The sequence below is a fragment of the Streptomyces sp. Alt3 genome, from assembly GCF_030719215.1.
GTDB lineage: Bacteria > Actinomycetota > Actinomycetes > Streptomycetales > Streptomycetaceae > Streptomyces > Streptomyces glycanivorans.
In genome coordinates this window covers 4,030,791-4,046,150 of sequence record NZ_CP120983.1, presented here as the reverse complement: position 1 = coordinate 4,046,150, position 15,360 = coordinate 4,030,791, and the positions used below count along the sequence as shown (strand labels likewise).

The 15,360-nt window shown below is 70.4% G+C and carries 13 protein-coding genes and 1 tRNA gene; 3 read left to right on the top strand and 11 right to left on the bottom strand.

Annotated elements, in window-relative coordinates; genetic code table 11:
* Positions 1–258 precede the first annotated feature (258 nt).
* Together P8A20_RS17795 and P8A20_RS17790 are read left to right on the top strand one after the other, a co-directional pair.
* A complete protein-coding gene (locus P8A20_RS17795; protein WP_306103852.1) occupies positions 259–951 on the top strand; it encodes a hypothetical protein in 693 nt (230 codons plus the stop codon).
* A gap of 249 nt (positions 952–1,200) precedes the next feature.
* A tRNA-Ser gene (locus P8A20_RS17790) sits at positions 1,201–1,286 on the top strand.
* Between the two features lie 59 nt (positions 1,287–1,345).
* Here the strand turns inward: P8A20_RS17790 and P8A20_RS17785 are convergent.
* From P8A20_RS17785 to P8A20_RS17745, 9 genes are all read right to left on the bottom strand, one after another.
* On the bottom strand, positions 1,346–2,161 hold the full coding sequence (locus tag P8A20_RS17785) for an HAD family hydrolase (protein ID WP_147958530.1): 816 nt from the start codon (positions 2,159–2,161) through the stop codon (positions 1,346–1,348).
* Positions 2,158–3,435 carry a serine--tRNA ligase gene (gene serS, locus P8A20_RS17780; RefSeq protein ID WP_147958529.1) on the bottom strand — a complete coding sequence of 426 codons (1,278 nt, stop codon included), beginning with the start codon at positions 3,433–3,435 and terminating at the stop codon, positions 2,158–2,160. The genes P8A20_RS17785 and serS overlap by 4 nt, the downstream gene beginning before the upstream one ends.
* 591 nt (positions 3,436–4,026) lie before the next feature.
* Positions 4,027–4,962 carry a prephenate dehydratase gene (gene pheA, locus P8A20_RS17775; protein ID WP_147958528.1) on the bottom strand — a complete coding sequence of 312 codons (936 nt, stop codon included), beginning with the start codon at positions 4,960–4,962 and terminating at the stop codon, positions 4,027–4,029.
* Between the two features lie 105 nt (positions 4,963–5,067).
* Positions 5,068–6,384 carry an iron uptake transporter deferrochelatase/peroxidase subunit gene (gene efeB / locus P8A20_RS17770; RefSeq protein WP_371934403.1) on the bottom strand — a complete coding sequence of 439 codons (1,317 nt, stop codon included), beginning with the start codon at positions 6,382–6,384 and terminating at the stop codon, positions 5,068–5,070.
* Positions 6,385–6,389: 5 nt separating this feature from the next.
* Positions 6,390–8,375, bottom strand: a complete 1,986-nt coding sequence (locus P8A20_RS17765) for a copper resistance CopC/CopD family protein (RefSeq protein WP_306103851.1) — start codon at positions 8,373–8,375, stop codon at positions 6,390–6,392.
* Positions 8,376–8,389: 14 nt separating this feature from the next.
* Entirely contained in the window at positions 8,390–8,836 is a 447-nt protein-coding gene (locus tag P8A20_RS17760; protein ID WP_147958525.1) for a copper chaperone PCu(A)C, read from the bottom strand.
* Complete coding sequence (locus P8A20_RS17755; RefSeq protein WP_306103850.1) at positions 8,833–9,489, bottom strand: SCO family protein; 657 nt, start codon at positions 9,487–9,489, stop codon at positions 8,833–8,835. Before P8A20_RS17755 ends, P8A20_RS17760 begins: the two co-directional genes overlap by 4 nt.
* A gap of 48 nt (positions 9,490–9,537) precedes the next feature.
* Positions 9,538–10,266: a YcnI family copper-binding membrane protein gene (locus P8A20_RS17750; RefSeq protein WP_147958523.1), complete on the bottom strand. Its 729-nt coding sequence runs from the start codon at positions 10,264–10,266 to the stop codon at positions 9,538–9,540.
* Between the two features lie 103 nt (positions 10,267–10,369).
* The gene (locus P8A20_RS17745) at positions 10,370–11,188 is read right to left on the bottom strand and encodes a hypothetical protein (protein WP_147958522.1); all 819 of its coding nucleotides are present in this window, start codon (positions 11,186–11,188) and stop codon (positions 10,370–10,372) included.
* Between the two features lie 260 nt (positions 11,189–11,448).
* Between P8A20_RS17745 and P8A20_RS17740 the strand changes: the two genes are divergently transcribed.
* Positions 11,449–12,024: an ATP-binding protein gene (locus tag P8A20_RS17740; protein WP_147958521.1), complete on the top strand. Its 576-nt coding sequence runs from the start codon at positions 11,449–11,451 to the stop codon at positions 12,022–12,024.
* Positions 12,025–12,072: 48 nt separating this feature from the next.
* Here P8A20_RS17740 and P8A20_RS17735 read toward each other — a convergent pair whose 3' ends face one another.
* Together P8A20_RS17735 and P8A20_RS17730 are read right to left on the bottom strand one after the other, a co-directional pair.
* A complete protein-coding gene (locus P8A20_RS17735) occupies positions 12,073–13,536 on the bottom strand; it encodes an aminopeptidase P family protein (RefSeq protein WP_306103849.1) in 1,464 nt (487 codons plus the stop codon).
* Between the two features lie 96 nt (positions 13,537–13,632).
* Positions 13,633–15,057: a PP2C family protein-serine/threonine phosphatase gene (locus P8A20_RS17730; protein ID WP_371606777.1), complete on the bottom strand. Its 1,425-nt coding sequence runs from the start codon at positions 15,055–15,057 to the stop codon at positions 13,633–13,635.
* Between the last annotated feature and the right edge of the window lie 303 nt (positions 15,058–15,360).

Genomic DNA, 15,360 nt, shown 5'->3' with positions numbered 1-15,360 from the left:
CCCCTGCCCCTAAGGCGGGGGTTGTTCCATGCCCGGCGGCGGACGGCGTGTCCGCCCGCTCGCCCGCTCGTTGTGCGGGGTGCGTGGAGGCAACTGGAATCCGTGACGTCGAGCTTTCGTGAATCAGGGGAATGCCGGCATCGGCGAGGCATCGCCCGCCGACCGGTCATCGAGCAGGTGGCAACCGTGAGCGCCCTCCACCCCCGCGGCCCGGGGACAGGGCAGCCCTTGTCGTTCCCGCGCACGAAAGGCACACCCATGCCCACCGAAGTCGCCCTGCTCGAATCTCCGGCCCTCCGGGTCGAGCAGATGGGGCGCGTCGAAGCCCTCGACAAGGTCAAGAGCCTTGTCATGCTCCCCGACGGAATTCACCTTCGCACAGAGGACGTGGCCCGTTACTTCGAAGTATCCACAGCCGCGGTCAGGCGGCTGACCGACCGGCACCAGCCGGAGCTGACCGACAACGGAATGAAGGTGCTGCGAGGTGCTGACCTGCGCACCTTCCATAGCGACATGCTGTCGCTATGGAAGGGGGAGCGGTCTGGAAGTTATCCACAGGCGAGCACGCAGCTGCGACTGTACACCCGCCGGACCGTCCTCAACGTCGCCATGCTCCTTCGCGACAGCGACATCGCACGCAGCGTCCGGACCCATCTCCTCGACGCCGAGGAGGACCTCCGGGCGTCGTACGTCTCCCTCGAACGTCGGGTCACCCGGATCGAGGGCTGCCTCCTCGGAGTGGGAAGCGCGCTCCAGGAGCTCGGCCCCGTGCTGGGGCGGATGTCGCAACGGCTGGACTCGCTCGACCGGAAGCTCGACGTCACCCATCAGGTCGTCGGTGCGATCAGCCTCCGGCTCAGCGACGTCTCGCAGGATGTCCTCCGGCTCGACGCGCGGATGGACGACCTCTCCCGGCGGCTGCGGAATTTGAGCCGCCGCACTGACGGCTGAGGATGCGCCCGGGGCCGCCCCGGCGAAAAGGGGTGGTCCCGGGCGGCGGCCTCGGGCACAGTGAAGGGAACGGCGCGCACAGCGGCGTCCGTGAGGACCGGGAGAGGAGCACGGCGATGACCAGTGGTACGAGTCCGTCGAGTTCCCCGCAGGGTGGTCCGCAGCCGGCGCCCCGGTAGCCTCATCAGCTGCCCGGCGCCGCAGCAGGACCCCCGGGTGGCCCTTCAGCGCATCGCGCGGCCACCTCCCGGAGGATTGGCCGAGTGGTAAGGCAGCGGCTTGCTGAGCCGTCGTCGGGGCGTCCCCCCGCGCGCGTTCGATCCGCGCATCCTCCGCACACGGCGTACCGGCGTCGGAACCCCGGCTGCCCGGTTCCGGGAGCGTCCCGCGCGCTCTACGCGCGCGGGGCAGCCCGGAGCAGTTCCTCCAGCACGATCGCGATGCCGTCGTGCTCGTTCGACGCGGTGATCTCGTGCGCCACGGCCTTCAGGTCGTCATGTGCGTTGGCCATGGCGACACCGTGCTGTGCCCAGCCGAACATGGGGATGTCGTTGGGCATGTCACCGAAGGCCACGGTGTCCGCGGCCTTGAGCCCCAGACGGCGTGCCGCCAAGGAGAGCCCGGTCGCCTTGCTCAGCCCCAGCGGCAGGATCTCCACGACACCCGGGCCCGCCATGACGACGTTCACGAGGCTGCCGACGGCCTGCCGCGCGGCGTGCGCGAGGGCGTCGTCGTCGAGCTCCGGGTGCTGTATGTAGACCTTGTTCAGCGGAGCGGACCACATCTCGGCGGGGTCATTCATGTAGACGGCGGGCAGAGGCCCCTCCTGCACCCGGTAACCGGGTCCGACCAGCACCTCGCCGTCGAGGCCGTCGCGGCTCGCCGCCAGCGCGAGCGGACCGACCTCCGCCTCGATCTTGGACAGGGCGAGCCCCGCGAGCTGCCGGTCCAGGGTGAGGGAGGTCAGCAGTCTGTGCTCACCCGCGTCGTAGACCTGCGCGCCCTGACCGCACACCGCGAGACCCTCGTAGCCCAGGTCGTCCAGGATGTGCCGGGTCCACGGCACCGCGCGGCCGGTGACGACGATGTGCGCGGCGCCGGCCGCGGTGACCGCGGCCAGGGCCTCGCGCGTGCGTCCGGAGACCGTGTGGTCGTCGCGCAGCAGGGTGCCGTCGAGGTCGGTCGCGACGAGCTTGTAGGGGAACGTCACTTGGAGACCGGCTCCAGCAGCTCGCGCCCGCCCAGGTACGGGCGGAGAGCCTCGGGCACACGCACCGAACCGTCGGGCAGCTGGTGGTTCTCCAGGATCGCCACGATCGTGCGCGGTACGGCGCAGAGGGTGCCGTTCAGCGTCGCCAGCGGCTGGACCTTCTTGCCGTCCCGCATACGGACGGAGAGCCGGCGTGCCTGGAAGCCGTCGCAGTTCGACGCGGAGGTCAGCTCCCGGTACTTGCCCTGGGTCGGGATCCACGCCTCGCAGTCGAACTTCCGCGAGGCGGAGGCTCCCAGGTCCCCGGTGGCGACGTCGATCACCTGGAACGGCAGCTCCAGGCCGGTGAGCCACTGCTTCTCCCAGTCCAGGAGCCTGCGGTGCTCGGCCTCGGCGTCCGTGGGATCGACGTACGAGAACATCTCGACCTTGTCGAACTGGTGGACACGGAAGATGCCGCGGGTGTCCTTGCCGTAGGTGCCGGCCTCGCGGCGGAAGCACGGCGAGTAGCCGGCGTACCGCAGGGGCAGCTTGTCGGCGTCGATGATCTCGTCCATGTGGTACGCGGCGAGGGGGACCTCGGAGGTGCCGACCAGGTAGTAGTCGTCCTTCTCCAGGTGGTAGACGTTCTCCGCGGCCTGGCCGAGGAAGCCCGTGCCCTCCATGGCGCGCGGGCGCACCAGGGCCGGGGTCAGCATGGGGACGAAGCCGGCCTCCGTGGCCTGGGCGATCGCCGCGTTGACCAGGGCGAGTTCGAGGAGCGCGCCGATGCCGGTCAGGTAGTAGAAGCGTGATCCGGAGACCTTGGCGCCGCGCTCCATGTCGATGGCGCCCAGCGCCTCGCCGAGCTCCAGGTGGTCCTTGGGCTCGAAGCCCTCCGCGCCGAAGTCGCGGATCGTGCCGTGCGTCTCCAGGACGACGAAGTCCTCCTCGCCGCCCACCGGCACGTCCTCGTGGACGATGTTGCCGAGCTGCAGGAGCAGCCGCTTGGCCTCGGCGTCCGCCTCGTCCTGCGCGGCGTCGGCGGCCTTGACCTCGGTCTTGAGCTGATCGGCCTTCTTGAGGAGTTCGGCGCGCTCCTCGGGTGAGGCCTTGGGGATCAGCTTGCCGAGCGACTTCTGCTCGGAGCGGAGTTCGTCGAAGCGGACGCCGGACGACCTGCGCAGCTCGTCGGCGGAGAGAAGGGCGTCGACGAGCGCGACGTCCTCTCCACGGGCGCGCTGGGAGGCGCGAACACGGTCGGGGTCCTCACGGAGCAGGCGAAGGTCAATCACCCCTCAAGGCTACCGGTGCGGGGATCCACCGCTCGAACCGATATCGACGAGCGTGGCGCTTTGCCCGAATTGCCGGGATCGGCAATCCTGGGGAATCGGGGGGTGCGGTGAGCGGTGGAGATCTTGGAAAAAAGGTCTCATTGCCTCGAAAAGGGAACGGGTGCGCCCGCGGATTGACGCATCCCCGTTGCGTGCGGGGCGAGTTGGGGGTGTCGCCAGGGCGGGTTGTCCACAGGGGGCGGTGGATCCAATTAGTTATCCACAGGCTGTGAGGAAGTTCTGTGGATGCCGGAAGGGATCGCTCCGAAAGCGGCACGAATGGGCAGGGATTCGCGACTCAAACCTCGTCCATGCACTCATTCGAGTGGGTATTCCTCGTATCCATGAGTTGATCAACGGAATTGCAGTGACACGAGGGGGGCTGGGCTTCAGTGGGGGATCCATGATGAGTGGGGCGATTTGTCGACCATGTCGCGTTGCGGTGTCGACTTGTCCCCAGGCTGGGATCGCGCCCTGTGGATAACTCTGTGTGTGGAGTGAAAATCTGCAGGTAGGACCGGCGGCACTCGCGGCCGGCCCTTCCAGGAGGCTTCAGACCCGGCCGTCCTGGCTGCGGGCCAGCCAGTCGGACGCCTCGGTGAAGTCGGTGTCCGACGTGCCGATCCGCAGGGCTCCCACCTCGTCGGGCGTCACCCCCGCGCGCGGATAGGAACCGAGGAACCGCACATTCGGACAGATCCTCTTCAGCCCCATCAGTGCCTCACCGACGCGGCGGTCGGCGATGTGCCCCTCCGCGTCCACGGCGAAGCAGTAGTTCCCGATGCCCTCCCCGGTGGGCCTGGACTGGATCAGCATCAGGTTGACCCCGCGGACGGCGAACTCCTGGAGGAGTTCGAGCAGCGCCCCCGGGCGGTCGTCCCCGAGCCAGATCACCACGGAGGTCTTGTCGGCTCCCGTGGGCGCGGACGGCCTGGCGGGGCGCCCCACCAGCACGAAGCGGGTCTGGGCGTTCTCCGCGTCGTGGATCTCCGTCACCAGCGGTTCCAGCCCGTAGGTCGCCGCCGCGAACTCACCGGCGAAGGCGGCGTCGTAGCGGCCCTCCTGGACCAGCCGGGCACCGTCCGCGTTGGAGGCCGCCGACTCCCACACCGCGTTGGGCAGGTGCGCCGCCATCCAGTTGCGTACCTGGGGCTGAGCGGCTGGGTGGGCCGTGACGGTCTTGATGTCCGAGAGCTTCGTACCGGGGCGCACCAGCAGCGCGAACGTGATGGAGAGCAGCACCTCGCGGTAGATCATCAGCGGAGCGCCCGTGGTCAGCTCGTCGAGCGTCGCGCTGATGCCGCCCTCCACGGAGTTCTCGATGGGGACGAGCGCCGCCGCGGCCTCCCCGTTGCGTACCGCGTCCAGTGCGGCCGGCACGGAGACCATGGGGACGAGTTCGCGGGTGGCGGCTTCGGGGAGCGTACGGAGGGCGACCTCGGTGAAGGTGCCTTCGGGGCCGAGGTAGGCGTAGCGCGTGGCTGACATACGGTCACCCTAATGGGCCGACGGAAGGGGCTGTGCGCCCTACGCCGGCCTTGGGACGGGGCCGCAGGTCCCGTGCGGTGCGGCGGAGGGCGGGGTCCGTTCCGCTCATGACTCCAGCAGGCGCTGCCCCACGTACTCCCCTGCGCCGGCGCCTCCGGGCACGGCGAACAGGCCGCTCGCCTCGTGCCGGACGAACGGTGAGAGGGCGTCCCCGCGGTCCAGTTTGCGCTGGACCGGGATGAAGCCCTTGAACGGATCGGCCTGCCAGCAGACGAAGAGCAGTCCGGCGTCCGGGGTGCCGTCGTCGGAGATGCCGTCGTGGTACGAGAACGGGCGCCGCAGCATCGCGGCGCCACCGTTCTTCTCGGGGGAGGAGATCCGGGCGTGGGCGTTGGACGGGATCAGCAGCTTGCCGTCCGGCCCCGTCCTGTCCAGGTCCATCGTGGTGCTCTCCGAGCCGCCGCTGAGAGGGGCGCCGTCCGCCTTGCGCCGGCCGATGACCTGTTCCTGGCGCTCGGCCGTGAGCTCCTCCCAGTCGTCCAGGAGCATCCTGATCCGCCGGACGACGGCGTACGAACCGTTCGCCATCCAGGCGGACGCCGACGAGTCGTCGGACGGCACGAAGATCCGCTTCTCGAAGTCGCTCTCGGCCGGCCGGGGGTTGTTCGTGCCGTCGACCTGGCCCATCAGGTTGCGTGCGGTCATCGGCCGTGCCGTGGCGCCCGGCGTGCGGTTGAAGCCGTTCATCTGCCACCGCACCCTGGCCGAGGAGCCGGCTTCCTTCTGCAGGGCGCGCAGGGCGTGGAAGGCGACGAGCGCGTCGTCCGCACCGATCTGTACCCAGAGGTCGCCGTCGGACCGCTTGGCGTCGAGGTGATCGGAGGAGAAGGCGGGCAGCGGGTCCAGGGCGGCCTGCTGCTGGTCGTCCAGGCCGGTGCGGGCGAAGAAGGTGCGTCCGAAGCCGAGGGTGACGGTCAGGGAGGACGGACCGGCGTCCAGTGCCACCCCCGTGTCATGACCCGGGCCGCCCTTCACCACCTCACCGGCCATCAGCCGTTCCGCCACCGCCGACCATCGGCGCAACAGAGCGGCCGCCTCCTTACGCCCCGCGCCGGGTGCCAGATCGAAGGCGACCAGGTGTCCACGGGCCTGAAGCGGAGTCGTGATCCCCGCTTGATGTTTCCCGTGAAACATCGCCTCGGTCGAGCCGACCGTGGTCAGCGCCGTCGGCTCCTCCTCCCGCGTCGCGGCGTAGGTGCCCGCGCCACCGGCCGCGCCGAGGACGAGGCCTGCCGCTCCGGCCGCTCCCGCGCTGCCGATCAGCCGTCGCCGGGAGACGACACCGGCTCCGTCGGGACGTGACTCCTCACGGCTTCCGGCGGCGGTACCGCTCTTCCTGAGGCCGTCCTTCTTCTTGCTCACGCTGATCAGCCGATCTTCACGTTCTTGTCGATGGTGGTCTGGTCGATGTCCGAGGTCCGTACCGTCACGGCGACCTTCCAGTCGCCCGCCATCGGGATCTGCACACCGCTCGCGGTCCAGTGCCCCTCGGTGAGGCGGTCGGGTACGACCGGCAGGGGGCCGATGTCCTTGGACTCCAGCGTGAGAGCGAGCTTCACCTCGGGGACGTCCAGCGGACGTCCGTCGGGCCCGTCGATCCACAGGTGCGCGCTGTTGGCGCCGGTTCCGCCGGGCGAGATGTCCAGGCGTACCGTGCCCTTGCCGTTCTGACCGCCGGTGTCGAAGGGCAGGCTCAGGTTCACCTCGCCGCCGGCCGCCGGCGCCGCCGCGGCCGCGTTGCCGCGGGCTGCCTCCTCCTCCGTACGACCGGGCTCCGTGGACGTCAGGATCGTCGTGACGACGAGCAGCACGACGGCGATGCCCGTCTCGACCATCACCGAACGACGTAGACCCGAGCGGTCCGGATCGGCGTCACGGGCGCGCTTCTCCTTCGTCGCTGTCAGGGCGGCGCGCTGCCGGGAGAGCTGAGCGGCGCGCTCCGGGGCCACCTCCTCGTCGGGTTCGGTGTCCGACGGGACCGGTTCCTCGGTGTCCGACGAGGCCGGTGCTGCCGGGCCCTTGGGTGAATCGGCGGCCGATTCCTTCGGCTCCGCCGGGCCCACGGCTGAGTCCCCGGCCGGTCCGGTGCGTTCGGTCAGCCGCGCGGTCCACCTCCGGGAGATCCACGCGACCCCGACGAGCACGGCGACGAGCGCCACCTTGACGAGCAGCAGCTGCCCGTACCGCGTCCCGGTCAGGGCCGACCACGAACCGACCTGACGCCAGGACTGGTAGAGCCCGGTCGCGGTGAGGACGACCACGCTGCCGAACGCCACGCGTGAGAACCGCCGTACCGCGCCGCTCGTGACGTCGGGCGTGCGGTGGAGGGCGACCAGCAGAGCCGCGAGTCCGCCGAGCCAGCCGGCGACGGCCAGCAGATGGAGCATGTCCACGGGCATGGCGATGCCCGGCTGGATCCCTGTCGAGGCGTGCTCGGCCAGGGCCCACGTCCCGGCGATCCCGGCGGCGATGACGGCTCCGCCGGTCGCGAGCCCGAAGGTGAGGTCCTTCTTCTCCTTCGCGTCCTCGCGCTTCGCGTACGCGCCGAAGAGGACGGCTATGAAGAGCGCGGAGGCACCCAGGAGCAGCAGCCGGGAGACCAGCGCGGCCCCGGGCTTGGTGTCGAGTACGGACTGGAGGCCGTCGAGGTCGAAGGCGTCGGTGAGTTCGCCCGATCCGGTGTAGGGGTTGCGCAGGAGCAGCATGGCCAGGGTGGCCGCGGTGAGGGTGACCCAGCCGCGTACGACGAGCCGCTGCAGCGGCCGCGCGCCGGCGCCCTGCTGCCAGCAGGCGAGCACGAAGGCCGAACCGCCCACGAGCAGGATGAATCCCGCGTACGCGGCGTAGCGTGCGATGCCGTAGAGCGCACCCACGAGTCCGCCGCCGGCTTCGCCCGAGGGCAGCGCCACGGTGGTCTCCGACGGGGCGCCCACGGAGAAGGTGAAGGCACCCGAGACCGGGTGGCTGTCGGCGGACACGGCCTGCCATGCCACGGTGTACGTGCCGTCGGGCAGTCCGCTGTGGAGCTCGACGCCGTAGCGCACGGCGCCGCCGCTCGTCAGATCGCGGGGTGCTCCCGTGTCGGCCCGCTTCCCGCTGGGGTCGAGGACCCGGATCGAGTCGTCACCCATGGCGATCTGCTCGGAGAAGGTGAGCGTGACGTCCGTGGGGGCGGTGGCGACCACCGCCCCGTCCTGCGGGTCGCTCCCGGTGAGGGCGGCGTGCGCGGACGCGGGGCTCGCGCCCGCCAGCACCAGGCCGAACAGCAGGCTGATCAGCGTGGCGAGGAGCGCGACCGCTGCGAGCGGCCGTCGTACCGGGGAGGGCCCGAAGTGCGGGGCGGTGGCTGTCATGGGTCGTCAGTACCTCACTGCTTCTTCGGGTTGTAGGTGGTCTCCTTCACGGGAATGTCGACCGTGATGGGGTCGGCCTTCTCGAAGTGCAGTTCCACGGAGACCGTCTCTCCCCGCTTGGGCTGCTGCTTCAGCTCCGTGAACATGATGTGGTTGCCGCCGCGTTCGAGGTCGAGCTCGCCGCCGGCGGGCACCTCGAACGACGTGACCATCCGCATCGTGTTGTTCTTCGTCTCGTGGATGGACACGTTGTCCGAGAGCGAGCTGGTCACCGAGGTGAGCCGGTCGGCGGTGCCGCCGCTGTTCTTCACGAGGAGGAAACCGGCAGCCATGTCGCTGACGGGCTGAGGCATGAAAGCGCCGGTCACCTCCAGCCGCGGCACGCTGTCCGAGGAACACGCCGTCAGCGCCAGGCCGGTGGTGAGGACCAGGGCGCCGACGACGGCCGTCCGGCGGTTCACGGGGTCTCCCCCTTGACGAGCTTCGGGAGGTCCTCGGTGTAGTCCTCGGCCGTGGTGTCCTCGCTGTAGAGCACGTACCCCTTGTCCGTCTTGGGGGAGAACGCGATCACCTGGGCCCCGTGCATCGAGACGACCGTGCCGTCCTTCTCCTTCTTCGGCGGGTCGATGCCGATGCCGATCTGCTGCGCCCCCGCCTGGATGGTCGGGAAGTCGCCGGTGAGGCCGGTGAAGCCAGGGTCCTGTGCCTTGAGCCAGCTGCCCAGGGACGCCGGGGTGTCCCGCTCGGGGTCCGTCGTGACGAAGACGACCTGGAGCTTCTCCTGGTCCGCCTCGGGCAGAGCGCGCTTGGCCACGGCGATGTTGCTCATGGTCAGCGGGCAGACGTCGGGGCAGTTGGTGTAGCCGAAGTAGATGAGGGTCGGCTTGCCCTTGGTCTGCTCGCGCAGGTCGTACTTCTCGCCGTGCGTGTCGGTGAGGACGAGATCGGGTTTGGTGAACGGCTGGTCGAGCACGGTCGCGGGTGCGGATCCGGTCCCGGAGGAGACCTCGGCGACGGAGTTGTCCGCCGAGTCCCCTCCGCCGCCGCAGGCCGACAGGGTCAGTGCGGCCACGGCGGCGAACGCCGCGGCCAGCACCGTCTTCTTGCTGTGCATGGAGCTGAGTTCCTGATCTGTGGATACGGGTTGGTGGAGCCGGTGGGATCAGGCGTTGCGGCGACGGCCGGCGAGCACGCCGAAGGCGACACCGGCGACGCCCACGACGATGCCGACGATGCCCAGGACACGGGCGGTGCTGTCGCTGTTCGACGAGGAGGTGTCGTCCGAGGACGCCGTCGTCTTCTCCTCAGCCGCCTCGCCGCTCTTGTCGTCCGCCGTGGCACCGTGGGCGTCGGCCGCCGGGGCGGACAGCGCGAGCACGGGGGCAGGGCTCTCGGGCTCCTCGCCACCCTCGGCGGGCTCCTCGATCCAGCGGACGACTTCCTTGTTGCTGTACGTCTGGAGCGCCTTGAAGACCATCTGGTCGGTGTCCTCGGGCAGCTGCCCGACCGAGAGCGGGAACTGCTGGAAGAAGCCGGGCTCGATCCCCTTGTCGTCCGCGGTCCAGGTGACCTTGGAGACCGCCTCGTCGATCTTCTTGCCGTGCACCTCCAGCGGCTTGGCCAGCTTGCTCCTGGTGACGTCGATCTTCCAGCCGGCCACGGGCTGGGGGCTGACGGAGGCCAGCGGGTGGTCGGTGGGGAAACTGACCTCGAGCTTCACCGTGGAGGCGTCGTCGCGCTCGTTGGGGACCTTGAAGTTGACGGTGGCGTAGCCGCCCTTGGCTGCCTCGCCCTGCGGCTGCACGCTGACGTGCGCGGAGGCGGTACCGGCGAGCAGCAGGACGGTGGACGCGGCGACGCCGCCGACGAGGGCGATGCGGGAAACGTTCATGACAGGGATCACTCCACGAGGCATGAGAAAAGGTGGTCCGGCGCGCGGAGGCGCGACGGCATCACGACCACCTCCTCACCGGAATCCCGGCGGAGGGGTCGCGTCAGGCTGCGCGTACGTATACGGGCGGCGGGCCGCGCCTGATCACCATGTGCTGAAGGGGGTCACCGGTAGCCGGCAGGGCGGCGTCGACGGCGCTGCGGAGCACACGCGGCCCGGTCGTGGGCCGCCCGGGAAGTCCCGCACGCAGCGCGCGTACGAGTGCCAGCGCCGCTCGCAGCGCGCGCAGCCTGGCCCCGGCGGCGAGCTGCCGTCCGCCCTGTGCGGAGAGCCTGGCCAGCCGGAAGAGCGCGATCTCGCCACGGCGCAGCAGCCAGCCGGTGGCGAGCGCGGCGAGCAGGTGCGCCAGGAACATGGGGAGGCTGGGCAGTCCGGACATGACCGAGGCCAGGAGCGTCGGGTCGGCCGAGGAGGCCGCCGCCTCCGCCCCCGGGTGGGTGTGTCCCTGGCCCACCGTCGCGGGGTCGATGCCCGCGGTGGTCACGATGCGGTGTGCCTCACCGGCGCTCAGCTGCGCCGGCCCGGCTCCGCACACCAGCCCGGCGGCGAAGCGGATCAACGAGTCGTCCCCCGAACCGGTCGCGGCGGCCGACGCGTGGCTCCCGAGCCCGAAGAGGACGTGCAGGGCGAGCTGTCCGGCCGCGAGGGCGGCGGTGATCGACAGGAGGGTCCGCTCGCGTCCGGCGAGGAGCGCCGCGGCGGCGAAGACTCCGGCGAAGCCGGCCAGCAGACTCCACCCGGGCACACTCACGCCCGCGGCGAGGCCATGTCCGGCGGAGGCGAGCACGACGCAGACCGCGGTGAACACCGCGGTCCTCAAAAGCCGCATACCGGCTCCGGCGCGTGCGACAGGCATAGACATGGCCGGGTCATCATCCCACTGGGCACCATGCCTCCGTACGGCAGGTCCGGAAGGTCGGCATCCGTCCCCATCGGGGAGTGATCAGGGCGTGTTGCACCTGTTCGTGGACGCTCCGTGGCGGTGACCCGGGCACGTCATACACCGGTGAGCGGAATATCCGCATCCGCCGAATGAGCGCTGTCACAGCGGATCCGTGCTTACGACGTGCTCATCGCGGCAATACGTAACGGTATGTCGAGCCGCAGCCAGGAGGCTGGAGCATGAGCATGTGGTGGTCACTCCATTTGCGGCGCGAAGCTGCGAGCGTCCCGCTCGCCCGGCGTTTCCTGCTCGGCACCATGGAGACGGCGGGCGTGGATCCGGACATCTCCTACGACCTCTCGGTCGCGCTCAGCGAAGCCTGTGCGAACGCCGTCGAACATGGCGGGGACCAGGGGGAGCCGGGCACGGACCTCGTCCCCGCCGGTGGCAGGAAGTCCGGCAAGCCCTGCGGGCAGTACCGGGTGACGGCCTATCTGGACGGCGAGAAATGCCGTATCGAAGTCGCCGACTCGGGGCCGGGGTTCCCGTCCCGGCGCGCGCTTCGCACCGCCGCACAGGCATCCGCCGGATGTCCGTCGGACCAGCAGCCGTCCGCCGCGCACCCGACGGGCGAACCCGCGCGCACACGCACCGCGACGCGCCCCCCCGACACGGCCGAGAGCGGTCGCGGTCTCTGTCTGATCGAGGAGCTCGCCGACCACGTCCACTTCGGCAACCGGCCGGGACGTGGTGCGGTGGTGAGCTTCGACAAGGTCCTGAAATGGCGGGAGGGCGCGCTGCTCATGGTGTCCTGAGCAGCGCGCCCTCCGGCGCACGGGGCGCGGTCGCCCGCGCCGGTCGTGTCAGCCCTTGAGCCGGGCCATCCAGGCCTCGACCTCGTCGGACCGGCGGGGCAGCGCGGCGGACAGGTTCCGGTTGCCGTCCTCGGTCACGAGGATGTCGTCCTCGATGCGCACGCCGATGCCCCGGTACTCCTCGGGCACGGTCAGGTCGTCGGCCTGGAAGTACAGCCCGGGCTCGACGGTGAGGCAGACCCCGGGCTCCAGGGTGCCGTTGACGTACGACTCCGTCCGCGCGGCGGCGCAGTCGTGGACGTCCATGCCGAGCATGTGGCCGGTGCCGTGCAGCGTCCAGCGGCGCTGCAGGCCCAGCTCCAGGACCTTCTCGACGGAGAGGTCGCCCAGCAGACCCCACTCGACCAGCTTCTCGGCGAGGACCCGCTGGGCGGCGTCGTGGAAGTCGCGGAAGTCGCCACCGGGCTTCACCGCGGCGATGCCCGCCTCCTGGGCCTCGTAGACGGCGTCGTAGATCTTCCGCTGCAGCGGAGAGAACGTGCCGTTGATGGGCAGCGTCCGGGTCACGTCGGCGGTGTAGTACTCGTCGGTCTCCACGCCCGCGTCGAGGAGCAGGAGCTCACCGGAGCGGACCGCGCCGTCGTTGCGGACCCAGTGCAGCGTGGTGGCGTGCGGGCCTGCCGCGCAGATCGAGCCGTAGCCGATGTCGTTGCCGTCGACGCGGGCACGCAGGAAGAAGGTGCCCTCGATGTAGCGCTCGCTCGTGGCCTCGGCCCGGTCGAGGACCTTCACGACGTCCTCGAAGCCGCGCGCCGTGGCGTCGCAGGCCTTCTGCAGTTCGGCGACCTCGAAGGCGTCCTTGACCAGGCGTGCCTCCGAGAGGAAGACGCGCAGTTCCTCGTCGCGCTCCGCGGTGACCTTGTCCTTGAGGGCGGCCTCGATGTCCGCGTCGTGTCCGCGGACGTTGCGCACCGGGCCCGTGGCCTCGGCCAGCGCCGCCGGGAGCTCGCGGACGTCCTTCGCCGGGATGCCGAGCAGCTGCTCGGCCTCGGTGAGGGAGTTGCGGCGGCCGACCCAGAGCTCGCCCTGACCGTCGAGCCAGAACTCGCCGTTCTCGCGGTCGGACCGGGGCAGCAGGTAGACCGTCGCCTCGTGTCCGCCGTCCGCCGGTTCGAGCACCAGGACGCCGTCCTGGGTCCGGTCGCCGGTGAGGTAGGCGTACTCGGTGGAGGCGCGGAAGGCGTACTCGGTGTCGTTGGAGCGGGTCTTCAGGTTGCCCGCGGGGACGACGAGCCGCTCGCCGGGGAAGCGCGCGGAGAGCGCGGCGCGGCGGGCGGCGGTGTACGAGGCCTGGGCGACCGGCTCCAGACCGTGCAGCTCGGTGTCGGCCCAGCCGGACTTCATGTTCTCGGCGAGCTCATCGGAAATGCCCGGGTACAGGCCGTTCTTCCGCTGCTTGATCGGCTCTGCTTCTGCTGTTTCCGGGGTCTCCGGGGCGAGCTCCTCAGACACGTTTTGTCCTCCTTGTACGACACTGGACCATCCCCATCGTACGGCTGTACGGAAGGGGGCCCAGTGCCGGAAGACCTCTTACGGTGGGAAGCCGCCTCAGTCGAAGCGCACGGCCAGCAGGGCGACGTCCTCCGTGCCGCCGCTCCTGTCCTGGCCGTCGGGCAGGACGGCCCGCAGGATGTGGTCCGCGACGGCCCCGGGATCCTGGCGCAGGACCTTCGGCACACCGGCCGCGGCCGAGTGCAGCCGTGCGAAGGCACGGTCCGTGCCGCTCCCCGTACGGCGCAGCAGTCCGTCGGTGTAGAACAGCACCGTCTCGCCGGGCAGCGGCGTGAATTCCACGCTCGGTGCCTCCCAGCAGGAGAGCATTCCCAGGGGTGCGGAGAGCGTCGTCTCCACGAACTCGGTGCGACGGTCGCCGGTCACCAGTGGCGGGGTGTGCCCGGCGCCGGCGAGCAGGATCGTGCGCCGGCCCGGTTCGCAGTAGGCGTAGAGGGCGGTCGCCGCGGCAGCCGGTTCGGTCAGCCGCAGCAGCAGCTCCAGATCGGAGAGTACGGCGACGGGGTCCTCGCCCTCCATCACGGCGTAGGCCCGCAGGCCTGCGCGGAGCCGGCCCATGGCAGCCAGGGCGGAGGCACCCGAGCCGCCCACCGAGCCGACGGCCAGGCCGAGTGCGTCGTCCGGGAGGGTCAGCGCGTCGTACCAGTCACCGCCGCCCTCGGGGGCGGCCAGGTGGCGGGCGGCCAGGCGCACTCCGGGGACCCGGGGCAGTCTGCCGGGGCGGAGTTCCTCGGTGATCGAGGCGGCTTCCGCCCTGGCGCGCTCGAGTTCGAGCAGGCGGGCCAGGTGCTCGGCGGCGTAGCGGGCGTACACCCCGACGAGATGGCACTGGCGTTCCAGCGGCTCGACGGGTTCGTCGTACAGCCAGACGGCCGCGCCCAGCCGTCCCGTGGCCACGGTGGTGAGGGGCTGTGTGTAGCTGGCGGCGTAGCCGAGGCGGGCCGCGACCTCGCGGCAGCGGGGGTCCAGGCCGGTGTCGCCGAGGATGTCGGGGCTGGCCAGGGGGCCGTCGGTATCGGGCAGGCCTTCGAGGAACCGGCCGTGTGCGGTGGCGCTGCGGGGCACCGTCTCGATGTGTCCCAGTTCGGCGTGGGCGAGGCCGAGCCCGATCGTGCGGGACGGCCCGTCGCCGTCGGAGGGTTCCAGGACGAGGAGTCCCCGTCCGGCTCCGACGAGGGCCGCCCCGGCGCTCAGGATCTCGTGCAGGGCGCCGTCCAGCGTGCCGGTCCCGGCCAGTCGTTCGGTGAGTTCGTGCAGTGTGGTGAGGTCGGACACCCACCCGGCCAGCCGGTCCTGGATGAAGGCTCCCGGCGCGGCGGTCGCACCTTCCAGCGGCGCGGCAGTGTGCGTTGAAACGGGAACCATGGAATCGATTCCAGCCACTTTCGGAGGATGGGGGGCGCTCATGGCAGTCGGCTTTCCGACTGGTGCGTTCCGTCGAATAGCATCGCAAACCCCCATGTCGTGCTGCGCCGCTATCGGTGCAACCACATGTACACGCCCCCACATGTACACGCAAAAGTAAGGCGATGTCCAGCATTGTCCTTACGGTATTTATGGTGTCCGTGAGACGCTTAACTTGGCCGGAAAATGCACCCCCGGGCCGCATTTTGCGATCGACTGGGGGCGCTTGACAGGGGGCACCCTCGGGGTGAAATGCCGGAGGGAGCGTCATCCCGGGCATGCTGGGTACGTAATCGTGGATGGCCAGGGGCAGTTGAGACCGCCCCGGAACCCGACAGCGAGCCCGGGCGTCCACACACA

Coding starts and splice junctions, on each gene's coding strand:
- P8A20_RS17750 (WP_147958523.1), bottom strand. CDS start 10,266: ATGAACGTTTCCCGCATCGCCCTCGTCGGCGGCGTCGCCGCGTCCACC.
- P8A20_RS17795 (WP_306103852.1), top strand. CDS start 259: ATGCCCACCGAAGTCGCCCTGCTCGAATCTCCGGCCCTCCGGGTCGAG.
- P8A20_RS17745 (WP_147958522.1), bottom strand. CDS start 11,188: ATGTCTATGCCTGTCGCACGCGCCGGAGCCGGTATGCGGCTTTTGAGG.
- P8A20_RS17730 (WP_371606777.1), bottom strand. CDS start 15,057: ATGGGGGTTTGCGATGCTATTCGACGGAACGCACCAGTCGGAAAGCCG.
- P8A20_RS17755 (WP_306103850.1), bottom strand. CDS start 9,489: ATGCACAGCAAGAAGACGGTGCTGGCCGCGGCGTTCGCCGCCGTGGCC.
- P8A20_RS17740 (WP_147958521.1), top strand. CDS start 11,449: ATGAGCATGTGGTGGTCACTCCATTTGCGGCGCGAAGCTGCGAGCGTC.
- pheA (WP_147958528.1), bottom strand. CDS start 4,962: ATGTCAGCCACGCGCTACGCCTACCTCGGCCCCGAAGGCACCTTCACC.
- P8A20_RS17765 (WP_306103851.1), bottom strand. CDS start 8,375: ATGACAGCCACCGCCCCGCACTTCGGGCCCTCCCCGGTACGACGGCCG.